The organism is Streptomyces sp. NPDC048751 (assembly GCF_043198595.1).
Taxonomy (GTDB): Bacteria; Actinomycetota; Actinomycetes; order Streptomycetales; family Streptomycetaceae; genus Streptomyces.
This window is the reverse complement of sequence record NZ_JBICUX010000009.1, coordinates 1-15,494: the sequence shown is the minus strand read 5'-3', so window position 1 is coordinate 15,494 and position 15,494 is coordinate 1. Positions and strand designations below refer to the sequence as shown.

The 15,494-nt window shown below is 70.0% G+C and carries 7 protein-coding genes; 5 read left to right on the top strand and 2 right to left on the bottom strand.

Annotation, left to right across the window (positions count from 1 at the left end; genetic code table 11):
• Positions 1 to 204: 204 nt before the first annotated feature.
• The 4 genes from ACGFNV_RS27265 (at position 205) to ACGFNV_RS27250 (ending at position 11,200) form a co-directional block, all read left to right on the top strand.
• Positions 205 to 3,756 carry a LamG-like jellyroll fold domain-containing protein gene (locus ACGFNV_RS27265; RefSeq protein WP_393626397.1) on the top strand — a complete coding sequence of 1,184 codons (3,552 nt, stop codon included), beginning with the start codon at positions 205 to 207 and terminating at the stop codon, positions 3,754 to 3,756.
• 102 nt (positions 3,757 to 3,858) lie between these two features.
• Positions 3,859 to 10,386 carry an RHS repeat domain-containing protein gene (locus tag ACGFNV_RS27260; RefSeq protein WP_393625703.1) on the top strand — a complete coding sequence of 2,176 codons (6,528 nt, stop codon included), beginning with the start codon at positions 3,859 to 3,861 and terminating at the stop codon, positions 10,384 to 10,386.
• A gap of 2 nt (positions 10,387 to 10,388) precedes the next feature.
• Complete coding sequence (locus ACGFNV_RS27255) at positions 10,389 to 10,745, top strand: hypothetical protein (protein WP_393625701.1); 357 nt, start codon at positions 10,389 to 10,391, stop codon at positions 10,743 to 10,745.
• A 206-nt stretch (positions 10,746 to 10,951) separates the two neighbouring features.
• Positions 10,952 to 11,200 carry a hypothetical protein gene (locus tag ACGFNV_RS27250; protein WP_393625699.1) on the top strand — a complete coding sequence of 83 codons (249 nt, stop codon included), beginning with the start codon at positions 10,952 to 10,954 and terminating at the stop codon, positions 11,198 to 11,200.
• Between the two features lie 14 nt (positions 11,201 to 11,214).
• On the opposite strand, the gene ACGFNV_RS27245 is transcribed toward ACGFNV_RS27250, so the two are convergent.
• Complete coding sequence (locus tag ACGFNV_RS27245) at positions 11,215 to 14,211, bottom strand: bifunctional [glutamine synthetase] adenylyltransferase/[glutamine synthetase]-adenylyl-L-tyrosine phosphorylase (RefSeq protein ID WP_393625697.1); 2,997 nt, start codon at positions 14,209 to 14,211, stop codon at positions 11,215 to 11,217.
• Positions 14,212 to 14,350: 139 nt separating this feature from the next.
• Between ACGFNV_RS27245 and ACGFNV_RS27240 the strand changes: the two genes are divergently transcribed.
• Positions 14,351 to 14,791, top strand: a complete 441-nt coding sequence (locus ACGFNV_RS27240; RefSeq protein ID WP_393625695.1) for a VOC family protein — start codon at positions 14,351 to 14,353, stop codon at positions 14,789 to 14,791.
• A 15-nt stretch (positions 14,792 to 14,806) separates the two neighbouring features.
• Here the strand turns inward: ACGFNV_RS27240 and ACGFNV_RS27235 are convergent, their stop codons facing one another.
• Positions 14,807 to 15,301, bottom strand: coding sequence for a hypothetical protein (locus ACGFNV_RS27235; RefSeq protein ID WP_393625693.1), 495 nt, complete (start codon positions 15,299 to 15,301; stop codon positions 14,807 to 14,809).
• Positions 15,302 to 15,494: the final 193 nt, after the last annotated feature.

Below are 15,494 nucleotides of genomic sequence, written 5' to 3'. Positions count from 1 at the left end.
GGTGTGTTGACGCACAGACGTCGGCGCGTTTGGCGCCGGGCGATCGGGAGCGGCGCGATAGCCGTCGCTCTCCTGGGGGGTGCGGTTCCGGCCACCGCCGTCGCGGCGACCCCGGCGTTCGCCGACGAGGGAGGGACCTCGGCGGCGGCCGATCACACTCCGGAGTCGGAGGCCGCCACCCTCGCCGCGAAGACCGGTGAGCGCGTGGAGGTGACCGCGAAGACCACCGAGTCCGAGCAGCTGTTCGCCAACCCGGACGGCACCTTCACCCAGGAGATGAACGCGGCCCCGGTCCGCGCCCGGGAGGACGACGGCCGCTGGGCCCCCATCGACACCACCCTCGTACGCGACGCCGACGGCTCCCTGCGGGCCAGGAACACCACGACGGACGTCACCTTCTCGGGCGGCGGCAGCGGCAGCGGCCTGGTCACCCTGAAGGACGACGGGCATCAGCTGAAGCTCGGCTGGCCCAGCGCGCTCCCCGCGCCCCGCCTCGACCGCGCCACCGCCACCTACGCCGATGTCCTCCCGGACGTCGACCTGCGACTGACCGCCCTGAGCACCGGCTACACCTCCGTGCTCGTGGTCAAGACCGCTCAGGCGGCGAAGAACCCGGCGCTCGCGACGATCAGGATGACCGTCTCCGGCACCGGTCTGGACATCGCCCCGACGAGTGACGGCGGTTTCGTCGCGCGCGACGGCGACGGCACCCCGGTCTTCGAGAGCCCGGCAGGCCGGATGTGGGACTCGGCAGGTGACACCCCGGACGCCGACGCGGCGGGCGTCACCACACAACTCGCCCGTACCGCCCCGGCCGGCCCCGCCCAGGCAGACCCCGAGCCCACCACCCCCGCGACGCCGGTCCCGCTGCCCGCGGCCGCCGGTGAGCCGACCCCGACCGAGGGGCCGGGCAGCGGCGACGCGGAAGCCGACCTGCCGCTGAAAGTGACCGGCACGACGCTGGAGATCACCCCCGACCCGGCGCTGCTGCACGGTGAGGACACCGTCTTCCCGCTGTACATCGACCCGCCGACCAAGGGCATCGCCCTCGGCGACTGGACGGCGCTCGCCTCCAACGGCACGAAGTACTGGAAGTTCAGCGGCGACAAAGGTGTCGGCCGCTGTTCCAACTACGCGGGCTATCTGTGCTCCAACAGCCCGTACACCCAGCGCATGTACTTCGAGTACCCGCTGTCGTCGATCCACGGCAAGAAGATCCTCGACGCGACGTTCGAGGTGTACATGGTGTGGTCGTTCTCCTGTGACGCGCACTGGTACGACCTGAGCCACGTCAACAAGGGCATCTCCGACAGCACCACCTGGTCCAGCCGCCCCACCGCCGACGACCTGATGGGCGACCGGTCCGTGTCCTACGGGCGCGGCTCCCTGTGCGACCCCTCGCAGCCGGCGAACTGGGTGCGTTTCAGCGACAACGTCTCCGGCGGTGAGACCAACGAGAACCTGACGCCGACCCTCGCGACGCACGCCGCGAACAAGTCGCCGCAGATCACCTTCTCGCTGACCGCGCACGACGAGTCGGACGCGGGCGCCTGGGCGCGGTTCCGCAACGACGCGAAGCTGTCCGTGACGTACGTCTCCTACCCGGACAAGCCGACCTCGTACGGCGTCCAGCAGGGCACCACCGGGCGCGCCTGCAACGCCTCCACGCTGCCCTTCGCCACCAGCGACACCTCGCCGAAGATGCTCGGCACCGTGCAGTCGGCGGACGGCAGCCAGGCCCAGCTGCGCGCCGACTTCGAGGTGTGGAAGGCCGACGGCTCCAGCCGGGTGTGGACGGCGAACTCGCCGAGCAGCGCCTGGGTCGCCGACAACGCCGTCCGTGACGCCAGCACCAGTACCCTGCCCGCGCAGACCAACTACCGCATGCGCGTGAAGACACAGGCGTACTACGTCACCGACCGCGGCGACTCCGGTGTGCTGGACTCCTCTTGGTCGTCCTGGTGCTACTTCCGCGTGGACACCGACTCCCCGCCGCCCCCGATCGTCACCAGCTACGACGGCCTCTACAAGCCCGCCGACACCTACCCCGCCGGTGGCGGTGTGGGCACCGTGGGCAGGTTCACCTTCACGCCGGCCGACACCAACGCCACCACGGCCGGCATCCAGTCCGACGTCGTCAGCTACAAGTGGAAGCTGAACAGCGGCGCGCTCTCGCCGCCGATCAACGTGCCCACGGGCACCGCCACCACCGTGTCGATCACCCCGAACCAGGCCGGTGAGAACACCATCCAGGTGTGGGGCTACGACGCGGCCGGCCACAGCTCGCTGACCGGCTACTACAGCTTCCTGGTCAAGGGCGCCGAACTGCCCTCGGGCATCTGGCACCTGGACAGCAGCCTCGCCGACGCGACGACCGCGACCCAGCACCCGCTGACCAACACGGGCGCCACCTGGGACACCCTGTCCCGCAGCGGCACCGGAGCGGCCAAGCTCAACGGCACCACGGCCTACCTGTCCACCACCGGCGCGGTCCTGGACACCACGAAGTCCTTCACCGTCTCCGCCTGGGCGCGGCTGACGAAGAACGACGTCAACTACACCGTGCTGTCGCAGGCCGGTACCAACGCCTCCGGGTTCCAGCTGTACTACTCCAGCACCTACAAGGCGTGGATCTTCAACCGTCACCAGACGGACGTCGTCAGCCCGGCCATCACCCGCTCGATCGGCACCCGGCCGCCGGTCTTGAACGCCTGGACCCACCTCGCGGGCGTCTACGACGCGGCCAATCAGACCGTCCAGCTCTACGTCAACGGCGTCCCGCAGGGCGACCCGGTCGCGTTCACCACCCCGTGGAAGGCATCCGGCAACCTCCAGATCGGGCGGCTCTGGTACGACGGCTCCGGCAAGGAGAACTTCGCCGGCACCATCGACGAGGTGAAGGTCTGGTCGCGTGCCCTCGCCGACACCGAGGTCACCCACGACGCCTGGCTGGAGGACGAGGACCTCAGCGACGGCACCGCCGGTGATCCCGTCCCGGCCCTCGTCGCCCGGTGGGACGCCACCGACACGGCCAACGCCACCGGCACCACCGTGAAGGACACCAGCGGCTTCGCCCGCAACCTCACCCTGAACGGGGCCGCGCTCACCACGGTCACCACCGGCGACCCGGACATCGGCGAAGAGGTCACCACCAGCCAGACGATGACCCTGAATGGCACCAGCGCCTACGCCACGGCCGCCGGCCCGTTCGTCGACGACACCGGCTCCTTCACCGCGACCGCCTGGGTCACCCTGGATCCGGCCAAGTTCACCGACACCACCAAGTCGTACGCGGTGCAGGTGTTCGGCCAGTCGGGCACCAGCCAGTCCTCCTGGGGCGTCTGGTACGAGCAGCCGGCCGGCAGCACCCAGGGCCGGTGGACCTTCGGCCGCCCCGACAAGGACGGCACCGGCGCGGTGTGGACCACCAATGCCTCCACCGCGTTCACCACGGCCCAGCTGGGCGTCCCGGTCATGCTCAGCGTCGTCTACGACGCCCAGGCGGCCGCCGACCCCGTGGACACCTCCCAGCTCGGCGCGCTCAAGCTGTACGTCGACAGCGCGCTGATGGGCGACGAGGACGGCGTGTCGTACCCGGCTCCCTGGCAGGGCGGCGGGGCGTTCGAGATCGGACGGGCGAAGATCAACGGCGCCGCCGCGCGCTACTTCCCCGGCACGATCGACAGCATCCGCGTCTGGGCCGGAGCCACCTCCACCGACACGATCGCCAACCGGCGCAACGCCGAGCAGCGGTAACAAGCGGGGCGGGCGCGGGACGGGCCGACTGCCCGTCCCGCCCCCGCCCCGTCGCCTTCTCTTCCTGCTGTTTCTTCCCTTTCCGACAACCGGGACATCACCGTGTCTTCATCACCCTTCCGCAGACGCGTGCCAGGGGCGGTCGTCCGCCGCTGGCTCGGTCGAGGCGGACTCGTTCTCTCCCTCGCCCTGCTGCCGCAGCTCGTCGTGCCCTCGGGCTTCGACTTCACCGCTCAGGCCCAGGCCTCGGCCTCCCGCAAGCCGCTGGAGGACCGGCCAGACGCCAGGATCGACAAGGTGGGCGTGCTCAAACCGGGCACGTCCAAGGCCCCCAAAGACAAAGCCGCCCCGGCTGTCACACAGACGCGTGAGCGGCTGAAGAAGGCCGCCTGGCCGACGGCCGGCCGGACCACCGCCGAGGTACCGGGGGCCGGCAAGGCGTCCGTCACCGTGGGCGGGCTGGGCGTGACGCTGGCCCAGGCGCCCGCCAAGCAGCAGCTGAAGTCGGCGAAGGCCACCCGCTCGGCCGGGAAGGTCGCGCTCGCGGTCCAGCCCCGCTCGGCCGCCCGGAAAGCCGGCGTCAACGGTGTCCTGCTCGGCCTCTCCCCGGCCGGCGGCGGCACCGACAAGCTCCGGGTCTCGCTGAGCTACGCGTCCTTCAAGGACGTCTACGGCGGCAACTTCGGCCCCCGGCTGCGCCTGGTCACCCTTCCCGCGTGTGCGCTGACCACCCCGCAGAAGAAGGCGTGCCGTACCCAGACCCCGGTGCCGGGCGCGGACAACGATGCCGCCACGCAGAGCGTGACGGGCACCGTGTCCACCCGTACGCCGATGATGCTGGCGGCGTCGGCGGACGGGTCGGGCAGCGGCGGCGGCAGCGACTACAGCGCCACCTCGCTGTCGCCTTCCTCGACCTGGGAGGCGGGCGGCAGCACGGGTGACTTCACCTGGAACTACCCGCTGCGCGTGCCACCGGCGACCGCCGGCTCGTCACCGAACCTGTCGATCTCCTACAACTCCGCCTCGGTGGACGGCCGTACGGCCGGGGAGAACAACCAGACCTCGGTGATCGGCGAAGGCTTCTCGATGACCGAGTCCTACGTCGAGCGCAAGTACGGCTCGTGCAAGGACGACGGGCAGACCGGCAAGGGCGACCAGTGCTGGAAGTACGCCAACGCCACGCTGGTCCTCAACGGCAAGGCCGTCGAGCTGGTCAACACCTGCGCGGACAAGGCGGCGTGCGACACGGCCGCGCTCTCGCAGGCGTCCGGCGGCAGCTGGAAGCTGAAGAACGAGGACGGCACCCGCGTCGAGCACCTGACGGGGGCCACCGGCAACGGGGACGACAACACCGAGTACTGGAAGGTCACGGACGCCTCCGGCAACCAGTACTTCTTCGGCAAGCACCGCCTGCCCGGCTGGAGCGACAAGGGCACCACGGACACCTCCGACGACGACCCGGTCACCAACTCCGTGTGGACGGTCCCGGTCTTCGGCGACGACTCCGGCGAGCCCTGCTACAAGTCGACCGGTTTCGCCGACTCCTCCTGCTACCAGGCGTGGCGCTGGAACCTGGACTACGTCGTGGACACCCACGGCAACGCCTCCACGTACTGGTACACCAAGGAGACGAACTACTACTCCAAGAACGCCGACACCACGGTCAACGGCACCGCGTACACCCGTGGCGGCTACCTCAACCGCATCGACTACGGCCTGCGCAGCGACCTGCTGTACAGCAAGCCGGCCGCCCAGCAGGTGCGGTTCACCTACGCCGAGCGGTGTGTCGTCTCCGGCGGCTGCTCGAGCCTGACCTCGACGACCAAGGCCAACTGGCCGGATGTGCCGTTCGACATGATCTGCGCGTCCAGCACCAAGTGCACCACGCAGATCGGCCCGGCCTTCTTCACCCGCAAGCGCCTCACCGACATCACGACGTCGGTGTGGACGGGCAGCGGCACCACCCAGCGGGACGTCGACACCTGGCACCTGGACCAGAGCTTCCCCGACACCGGTGACGCCTCCTCGCCCAGCCTGTGGCTGAAGTCCATCCAGAACACCGGCAAGGCCAACAGCACCACGGCCCAGATGCCGCCGATCGTCTTCGGCGGCATCCAGATGCCCAACCACGTCGAGGGCAGCGGCCCGGACACCCTGCGCTACATCAAGTGGCGCGTGCGCACCATCAAGACGGAGACCGGCTCGACCGTCACCGTCAACTACTCGGATCCCGACTGCATCTGGGGTTCGAGCATGCCGGCGAACATCGACAAGAACACCCGCCGCTGCTTCCCCGTCAAGTGGTCCCAGTCCGGGGCGACTCCGGTCACCGACTGGTTCCACAAGTACGTCGTCACCTCGGTCTTCCAGGACGACCCCTACGGCCACGGCGACACCGCCGAGAAGTACTACGACTACCAGGGCGGCGCCGGCTGGGGTTACGCCGACGACGAGGGCATCACCAAGGTGTCCAACCGCACCTGGTCGCAGTGGCGCGGCTACGGCACGGTCGTGGAGACGTCCGGGGACTCCGAGGGCCCGCGCTCGAAGAAGTCCACGCTGTACATGCGCGGCCTGAACGGCGAGAAGGAACTCGACGGCACCCCCCGCGTGGAGAAGGTCACCGACTCCACCGGCACCGCGATCGACGACTCCCGCCAGTACGCCGGTTTCGTCCGCGAGACGATCATCTACAACGGCACGGCCGAGGACAGCGGCACCATCAACACCCCCTGGTCGCACCGTACCGGCAGCCACACCTACGGCTGGGGCACCACAGAGGCGTGGATCGTCCAGGCCGGCGAGACAGCCGCCCGCACGAAGACCTCTGCCGGCACTCGCACGGTCAAGCAGAAGACCACGTACGACACCACGTACGGCATGCCGATGACCGTCGAGGACAGCGGTGACGCCGCGAAGAGCGGCGACGAGACCTGCGCGCGGTCCACGTACGTCCGCAACAGCTCGGCCTGGCTGGTGGCCAAGGTCAGTCGTGTCGAGGTGTACTCCGTGGCTTGTGCGACCACTCCGGTGGTTCCCGACGACGTCGTCTCCGACGTCACCACGGCCTACGACGGCCAGGCGGTCGGCGTGGCGCCCACCAAGGGCGACAGCACCGCCTCCTACCGGGTCGCGAGCTACGACCCGGTGACCAAGGCGCCCACCTACCAGCAGGTCTCCGGCTCCACCTACGACAAGCTGGGCCGCCCGCTCACCGCGACCAACGCCCTGAACCGCACGGCCAGCACGACCTACGTCCCGGACGACACCGGCTACGGCCCGCTCACGTCCAAGACCACCACCAACCCCAAGCTGTACTCCACCACCACCGTGGTGGACCCTGCCTGGGGCGTCGCCACCAAGACCACCGACGTCAACGGCAACGTCACCGAGTCGGCCTTCGACGCCCTCGGCCGCCTGCGTCAGGTCTGGAAGCCGGACCGCTCCCGCACACTCGGCGACGCGGCCAGCATCGTCTACGCCTACAGCATCAACAACGACAAGGAGACCTGGGTCCGCACCGACGCCCTCAAGGCCGACGGACAGACCTACAACAGCTCCTACGACATCCTCGACGGCCTGCTGCGCTCCCGCCAGAAGCAGGTCCCCGCGCCCAACGGCGGCCGGGTGATCACAGAGACCCTCTACGACGACCGCGGTCTGGCGTACATCACCAACAGCCAAGTCCACGACAACCTCGCCCCCTCGGGCACCCTGGCCAACACCTTCCCCGGCTCCGTCCCCGCCTCCACCGAGACGGTCTTCGACGCCGCCGGCCGCGCCACCGATTCGATCTTCCGCGTCTACGGCCAGGAGAAGTGGCGCACCAAGACCGACACGACGGCGGACCGCACCACCGTCACCGCCGCCGAGGGGGGCACCGGCACGATCAAGTTCACCGACGCCCGCGGCCTGGTCACCGAGCGCCGCGAGTACGCCGGACCGGTGCCGACCGGCACCGACTACACCCGCACCCTGTTCGAGTACACGCCCGCCGGCAAGCTCAAGAAGATGACCGGTCCGGACGGCTCGGTCTGGACGTACGACTATGACCTGCGCGGGCGCGTGATCACCACGACGGACCCGGACAAGGGCAAGGTCGACACCACCTACAACGACGCCGACCAGCCACTGACGGTCACATCCACCCACGACCACGCCTCCCGCACCCTGATCACCGGCTACGACGAGCTCGGCCGGAAGACCGGCACCTGGGACGGCGTGCAGGACAACGCCCACCAGCTGACCAAGTTCACCTACGACTCGCTGGCCAAGGGACAGCCGACCGCTGCGATCCGCTACGTCGGCGGCACCACCGGCAAGATCTACTCCCAGGTCGTCACCGGCTACGACGCGCTGGACCGTCCCAAGGGCACCAAAACCGTCATCGCCGCCACCGACCCCCTGGTCGTCGCCGGCGCACCGCAGACCTTCACCACCTCCACCGTCTACAACCAGGACGGCACGGTTCAGTCCACTTCGATGCCCGCGGTGGCCGGTCTTCCCGCGGAGACCGTGGCCAACAGCTACAACGGCCTCGGCCTGCTCACCGGCACCGACGGCATGACGGACTACGTCCAGAACATCGGCTACTCGCCGTACGGCGAGATCGAGGAGACCCGCCTCGGGACCTCCACGGACGCCAAGCAGCTCCAGATCCTCAACCGCTACGAGGACGGCACCCGCCGCCTGTCCAACACGCACACGGTCGACCAGACCAACGCCGGCTACACCAGCGACGTCGACTACGCCTACGATGCCACCGGCAACGTCAAGTCGATCAGCGACAAGGCGGGTACCAAGGACACCCAGTGCTTCGCCTACGACGGCTACCGCCGCCTGACCGAGGCCTGGACCCCGTCGTCCAACGACTGCGCCACGGCCCGCTCGGCGACCGCCCTCGGCGGCCCGGCCCCGTACTGGACCAGCTGGACCTACAAGCCCGGCGGACTGCGCGACACCCAGGTCGAGCACACGACGACCGATGACGTCTCGACTGCTTACGGCTACCCGGCCGTCGACGCCTCCGGCGCCGGCCAGCCCCACACCATGACCTCGGTCACGGTCAACGGCGGAACCGCCAAGTCGTACACGTACGACGAGCAGGGCAACACCACCAAGCGCTACAGCCCCACCGGCACGGCGCAGAGCCTCGTCTGGGACATCGAAGGAGAACTCAGCCGCCTCACCGACGGCACCAAGACCACCGATTACCTGTACGACGCCAACGGCGGCCTCCTGATCCGCCGCGGCCCAGCCAAGAGCGTCCTCTACTTGGCCGGTCAGGAACTGCACTACGACACGGCCGCGAACAAGTTCACCGCCCAGCGCTACTACACGGCCGGTGACGCCACGGCGGTCCGTACCGAGACCGGCCTGTCCTGGACGGTCGACGACCACCACGGCACCGCCTCGATGACGGTGGACGCCACGACCCAGGCTGTCACCCGCCGCTACACCAAGCCCTTCGGCGAGGCACGCGGCACGGCACCGGCGGCCTGGCCCGACGACAAGGGCTTCCTCGGCAAGCCTGCCGACGCCGACACCGGCCTGACCCACGTCGCAGCCCGCGAGTACGACCCCGCCGCCGGCCGCTTCCTTTCCGTCGACCCGGTCCTCGCTCCCGACGACCACGAGTCGCTGAACGGCTACGCCTACGCCAACAACACGCCCGTCACCAAGTCCGACCCGAGCGGCGAACGCCCGATCACGGACTGCGAGCAGGGGTGCAGCGACGGTCACGGCGGCAGCTACCGCTCGTACATGACGATGGGCCCGAACGGGACCTGGGTGTACCACTCCACCCAGACCTACAGCCACAGTGTCGTGTACCAGACGGCGGGTGGTGGTACGGGAAGTGGCAGCATGACCGTCACCGTCCGTACCGACGGAGGACATGTCTCAGCGAGCGTTGTGTTCAAGAAGGGGCCAGATCCGGCCCCTGTGAAGAAGGGCAGCAACCTCAGGACGAACGTCGCGGGTCATTTGGCCGGCATAGCCTACGGCCTTGACAAGGTGAGCGACCTCGCCAATCCATTCTGCTGGTTCGACTCAGGTTCCTGCAGTGCCACCGACGACACGGCGGAGACGTACGACAACTGGGCGGAGGCTGCGGGAGCGGATACTGACTCCAGTCTCTACCAGGCTGCTTGGGACAACGGCTCCCTGGCCCCCATGCTGGCTCTCGGTGGAAGATTCTCGGCGGCAGATTCCCAAGTCGCCCGCGCCGGCGTGAGTGTCGGTGCCGGCGTCGGCGCCGACGTCAAGATGCTCACTGCGGGCGAGAGTCTGTCCGAGCCGGTGACCCTGTACGGCCCGTTCCACCGGCTTGGCAACCCGAACACTCAGTCGGCTGCAGTCTCTCGTGCCATGGTCGAGTCGGGCGAGCTGTGGGGCAGAGCCCCGAGGCAGGGAGGCAATGCCACTGCTCAGGCGTGGCGTGGACCGATCCCGAAGGATGCCAGGACGGGAAGCGTGGAGTTCTACACCACCGTGAAGCCCAAGCCCTATGATCGCAGCCTTCCTGGACAGGGTGCGTGGGAGGCTGGGAAGGAGGCCGGCGTCAACTCCTTCGTCATGGACGGTGACGAATGGGCATCCATTCCGATCATCATCACGGAGGCGAGATAGGTATGGATCTGCGGGAGTTGAATCCGACAAGTCTGAGGCGGATCCCCGAGAAGGATGTCAGCCCGGGCGACATCAGATGGCTCGTCCAAGTCGGCGTCGAGCCCGCGGCACTCGAGGAGCGCTGGGGCGCGCCGGAGATCACCGAGGACGACTTCGCGGAGTGGTTCTGCTTCGCCTTCTCTCCGGTGGAGGGAGAGGCGTTCATCCTGTTGCGGCAGGTACACCATGCTCCCGTTGGCGGCTTCGTCCTGAGCGTGACCGAGGGGCTCTTCTCCCTTGAGGCCGCCGACCGGATTGTCCAGGCCCTGGACATTTCCGGTACGCGCATCACTCATGTGAACGCCGAGGCCACCCAGTAGTACCTGTCGCGCCCGGTGCGGCCCCCTTCTCCAGGGGTGTCCGCACCGGGCGCTTGATCATCCTGATGAAGCTGCACAGAATTTCATGCGATCGACCGGCGCCAAGGGGCACAGAGGTCGCGCCTACCGTCTGGAAAACCATTCCCGACGGGGAGCGGGAAAAGATCGCCGAATATCTTCGCTCCGGCACTCCGATCATCGCCCTGATGGGATTCTCGGAGGACGTTCTGGGCAGCAAATTCTCCCGCTCCGGCGGCACCGCCATCATGAGCGACGGCCGCTTCTTCTGGCGGCTCGACGCGGCCGACTACGTGGAGCACTACGGGATCGGGCTTCCCGAGGAGTTCATCGCCCACGGCACCGCCCGTCAGTGGACCGCCCCGACCCTCTCCCGCGGGGAGGTCATCGACGTCGACGACCGCCTCGGCGAACTGAGGCGAGCCGGGGCCCTGTGACCTGAGCTGGTCACCTACCCCCCGTAGAACAGCGACTCCACGACCCCCCGGGCCCGGCGGCCCGTGCGCCGGTACGCGTCCAGGAGCTCGCCGACATGGCCCGGGCCGTAGCCCAGGTAGCGGCCGACGGCTGCCAGTTCCCGGCTCTCCGAGGGGAAGGTGTCGCCCGCCCGGCCCCGGACCAGCATGACCGCGTTGCGTACGCGGGTGGCCAGGACCCAGGCCTCGTCCAGGATCTCGGCGTCCTCCGCGCCGAGGAGCCCGGCCGCCCGTGCCGCGGACAGGGCCTCGCGGGTGCGGGTGGTGCGGAGGTCCGGGAGGTCCCAGGCGTGCTGGAGTTGGAGGAGCTGGACGGTCCACTCCACGTCGGAGAGGCCGCCCGGGCCCAGCTTCGTGTGGAGCTTCGGGTCCGTGCCCCGGGGGAGGCGTTCTGATTCCATACGGGCCTTGAGACGGCGGATCTCGCGTACGGACTCTTCTTCCAGGCCCCGGGTCGGGTAGCGCAGGGGGTCGATCAGGTCCATGAAACGCCGGCCCAGCTCCTCGTCGCCGGCCACGAACTCGGCCCGGAGCAGCGCCTGGGACTCCCACACGAGGGACCAGCGGCGGTAGTAGGCCTCGTAGGACTTCAGGGTGCGTACCAGCGGGCCCGACTTGCCCTCGGGGCGCAGGTCCGCGTCGATCAGCAGGGGCGGATCCGCGCTCGGGATCTGGAGGAGGCGGCGCATCTCGGAGACGACCTTGTTGGCGGCGTCGGCGGCCTCCCGGTCCTCGACGCCGTCGCGGGGCTCGTGCACGAAGACGACGTCCGCGTCGGAGCCGTAGCCGAGCTCGTGCCCCCCGAAGCGGCCCATGCCGATGATCGCGAAACGGGTGGGCAGCTCCTCGCCCCAGCCCTCCCGCACCACCGCGCGCAACGTTCCGGCGAGCGTCGCCGCCGTCAGGTCCGACACCGCGCCGCCCACCAGGTCCACCAGGGCGCCCTGGTCGGCCTCGGCGGGCTGGGCCTCCGTGCCGTAGGAGCCGACGATGTCCGCGGCGGCCGTACGGAACAGCTCGCGGCGGCGGACACCGCGCGCGGCCGTGACCCCCTGGGCGGCGCCCTCCGCGCGGCCCACCGCCGCGAGGATCTCCTGCTCCAGGTGGGCCAGACCCCGGGGTTCGAGCCCGCCGCCGTTGCCGTTCCCGAGCAGCGCCACGGCCTCCGGCGCGCGCATCAGCAGATCGGGTGCCAGACGGCCCGCCGACAGTACGCGGGCGAGGTTCTCGGCGGCCGCGCCCTCGTCGCGCAGCAGGCGCAGGTACCACGGTGTCTTGCCCAGCGCGTCCGACACCTTGCGGAAGTTGAGCAGGCCCGCGTCCGGGTCGGCGGAGTCCGCGAACCAGCCCAGGAGAACGGGGAGCAGGGTCCGCTGGATCGCGGCCTTGCGGGAGACCCCGGAGGCCAGCGCCTCCAGGTGCCGCAGGGCGGCGGCCGGGTCCGCGTACCCGAGTGCGACCAGCCGCTCCCGGGCCGCTTCGGGGCTCAGCCTCGCCTCGCCGGGGCCGAGTTGGGCCACCGCGTCGAGCAGCGGCCGGTAGAAGAGCTTCTCGTGCAGGCGTCGTACGACACCGGCGTGCCGCTTCCACTCGCGGGTCAGCTCGTTGACCGGATCCGTGCGCAGGTTCAGCGAGCGGCCGATCCGGCGCAGGTCGCCCTCGCCCTCGGGGACGAGGTGGGTGCGGCGCAGCCGGTACAGCTGGATGCGGTGCTCCATCGAGCGCAGGAAGCGGTACGCCTCGTCGAGCCGGCCGGCGTCCTCGCGGCCCACGTAGCCGCCCGCGGCCAGCGCCTGGAGCGCGTCCAGCGTCGTGCCGCTGCGCAGGGAGGCGTCGGTGCGGCCGTGCACCAGCTGGAGGAGCTGTACGGCGAACTCGACGTCCCGCAGGCCTCCGGGGCCGAGTTTCAGCTCGCGCTCCACCTCTGCGGCGGGGATGTTCTCGACCACGCGGCGCCGCATCTTCTGCACGTCGGCGACGAAGTTCTCCCGCTCGGCCGCCTGCCACACCAGTGGCTCCACCGCGGCCACGTACTCCGCTCCGAGGTGGAGGTCGCCGGCCACCGGGCGGGCCTTCAGCAGCGCCTGGAACTCCCAGGTCTTGGCCCAGCGCTGGTAGTAGGCGAGGTGACTGCTGAGCGTACGGACGAGAGGGCCGTTGCGGCCCTCGGGGCGCAGATTGGCGTCGACCGGCCAGATCGAGCCCTCGATCGTGGTCTCCGAGCAGATCCGCATCATGTGCGAGGCGAGTTTGGTGGCCGCGCGGAGTGCCTTTTGCTCGTCGGCGCCGTCGACCGCTTCCCCTACGAAGATCACGTCGACGTCCGAGACGTAGTTCAGCTCATGGCCGCCGCACTTGCCCATCGCGATCACCGCGAGCCGGCACAGCGCCGCGTCCTCGGGGGCGGCGGCCTGGGCGAGGCCCAGCGCCGCCCGTAGCGTCGCGGTCGCGAGGTCGGCGAGTTCGGCGGCGGTTTGGGCCACATCGGTCGTGCCGCACACGTCGCGTGCCGCGATCGACAGCAGGCAGCGGCGGTACGCCACGCGCAGGGACACCGGGTCGGACGCCTCCGCCAGGCCCCGCTCGAACTCCTCCACCCCGGGGTGGAGGTCGCGCGGCTCGTACATGACCAGGGCGTGCCAGTCGCGCGGGTGGCGGGCCAGGTGGTCGGCGAGGGCGGCCGAGGCGCCCAGCACGCCGAGCAGGCGGTCACGCAGCGGCTTGGCCGCTATCAGCGTGTCCAGCAGTTCGCGGTGGGCGGTGGGGTCCGACTGCGCCTCCAGGAGGCGTACGAGACCGTGCAGCGCCAGGTCGGGGTCGGCGGTGCCGCCCAGGGCCTCCAGGAGGAACGGGTCGTTGCGGACCGGTGCGAGTTCTCCGCTCTCCAGGAGTCGCTCGGCGGCCGACGGGTCGGTGAAACCGTGCCGCAGCAGCCTGGAGAAGGTGCTGCTTCTGCGCCCAGGCGCCATCATGCCCGGCCTCCCGTCGGATCAAGGTCATACGCGCTTGAGAGTAACCCGCGTCCTTGCGCTGGCGCGCCGTTCGGGTTTCCGGTTCTGTGGAGTCCTGTGGGCAGCGCTGTGCCAGGGACGTGTGAGGGAGGAGTCAGGCGTGGACATGAGTCTCGAAGTCGTTCTGCTGCCCGTGTCCGATGTGGACCGGGCCAAGGAGTTCTACCGCGACAAGGTCGGCTTTCACGTCGATCTCGACGGTGAGGTGATGGAGGGGGTGCGGATCGTGCAGCTGACTCCGCCGGGTTCGGGGTGCTCGATCGCGCTGGTTGATGGGCTTCAGGTGCCCACGGGCGTGCCGCAGCCCGGGACGTACCACGGGCTGCAGCTGTGCGTGACGGATGCGAAGGCGGCGTACGAGGAGCTGACGGCGCGCGGGCTGGAGGTCAGCGAGCCGCAGCAGTTCGCTCCGCAGGACGGGGCCACGTTCATGTACTTCAAGGACCCCGACGGGAACGGGTGGGCGATTCAGGAGTACCGGAAGCGGGCGACGGAGCCGTTGTACAAGGTGCTGGCCGAGCTGGCCGGGCGGGGGGAGTGAGCACGGCCTCTGCGTCTACGTCGTTCCGGTCTGGGCGTACCGGCAGCCCTCCAGGCGCCGGTACCACCAGACCTCTGGGCGCCATACCCGGCGCGAGTCGACGAAGGGGTCCGGGAGCGTGCGGGTGAGGTAGACGGCGTCCAGGGAGGCGATCAGGCGGCCCAGTTCCGCGCGGGCGCGGGGCGGCAGCTCTTGCAGGACCGTGTCGAGTGCGTCGCGGGCGTGTCGGACGTCGTCGAACGAGCAGCCCCGGCACCCGCATTCCTCCAGGTACGGGTAGCGGGGTCGGTTTCCCGGCGGGCTCAGGAAGGCGCGGTAGCGGCGCAACGAGCGGTCGGTGACGCCGGGGAAGACGTCGTGGTCGCGGGAAAGGGCCTCGTAGCGGTGGACGGCGAGGCTTGTGCGGGCCGAGAGGCCGTGGATGCGGTCCGGGGCGGGGGTGTCCCACCCGTACGGACGGTTCAGTAGCGGCTGCGTCGCGCGCAGCTCGCCGGGCCGGTTACGCGGCATCGGCCTTTCGGTGGGGTGTGGTCATGGGGTCATGATGCCCTACTGGTCGCGCGTGGGTGGGTGGGGCGGGGCCGTGGGGGGGGGGGGGGGCGCGGGGGGGGGGGGGCCCCCCCGGGGGGGGGGGCAGGGGGGGGGGGGGGCCCGCGAAACGGCGGGGGGGGGGCCGCCCCCCCCGGCCCGCCCCCCCCCAACG

Excerpts from the sequence above, each read along its gene's own strand:
- ACGFNV_RS27245 (WP_393625697.1), bottom strand. The coding sequence starts at position 14,211 with ATGATGGCGCCTGGGCGCAGAAGCAGCACCTTCTCCAGGCTGCTGCGG.
- ACGFNV_RS27235 (WP_393625693.1), bottom strand. The coding sequence starts at position 15,301 with ATGCCGCGTAACCGGCCCGGCGAGCTGCGCGCGACGCAGCCGCTACTG.
- ACGFNV_RS27255 (WP_393625701.1), top strand. The coding sequence starts at position 10,389 with ATGGATCTGCGGGAGTTGAATCCGACAAGTCTGAGGCGGATCCCCGAG.
- ACGFNV_RS27250 (WP_393625699.1), top strand. The coding sequence starts at position 10,952 with ATGGGATTCTCGGAGGACGTTCTGGGCAGCAAATTCTCCCGCTCCGGC.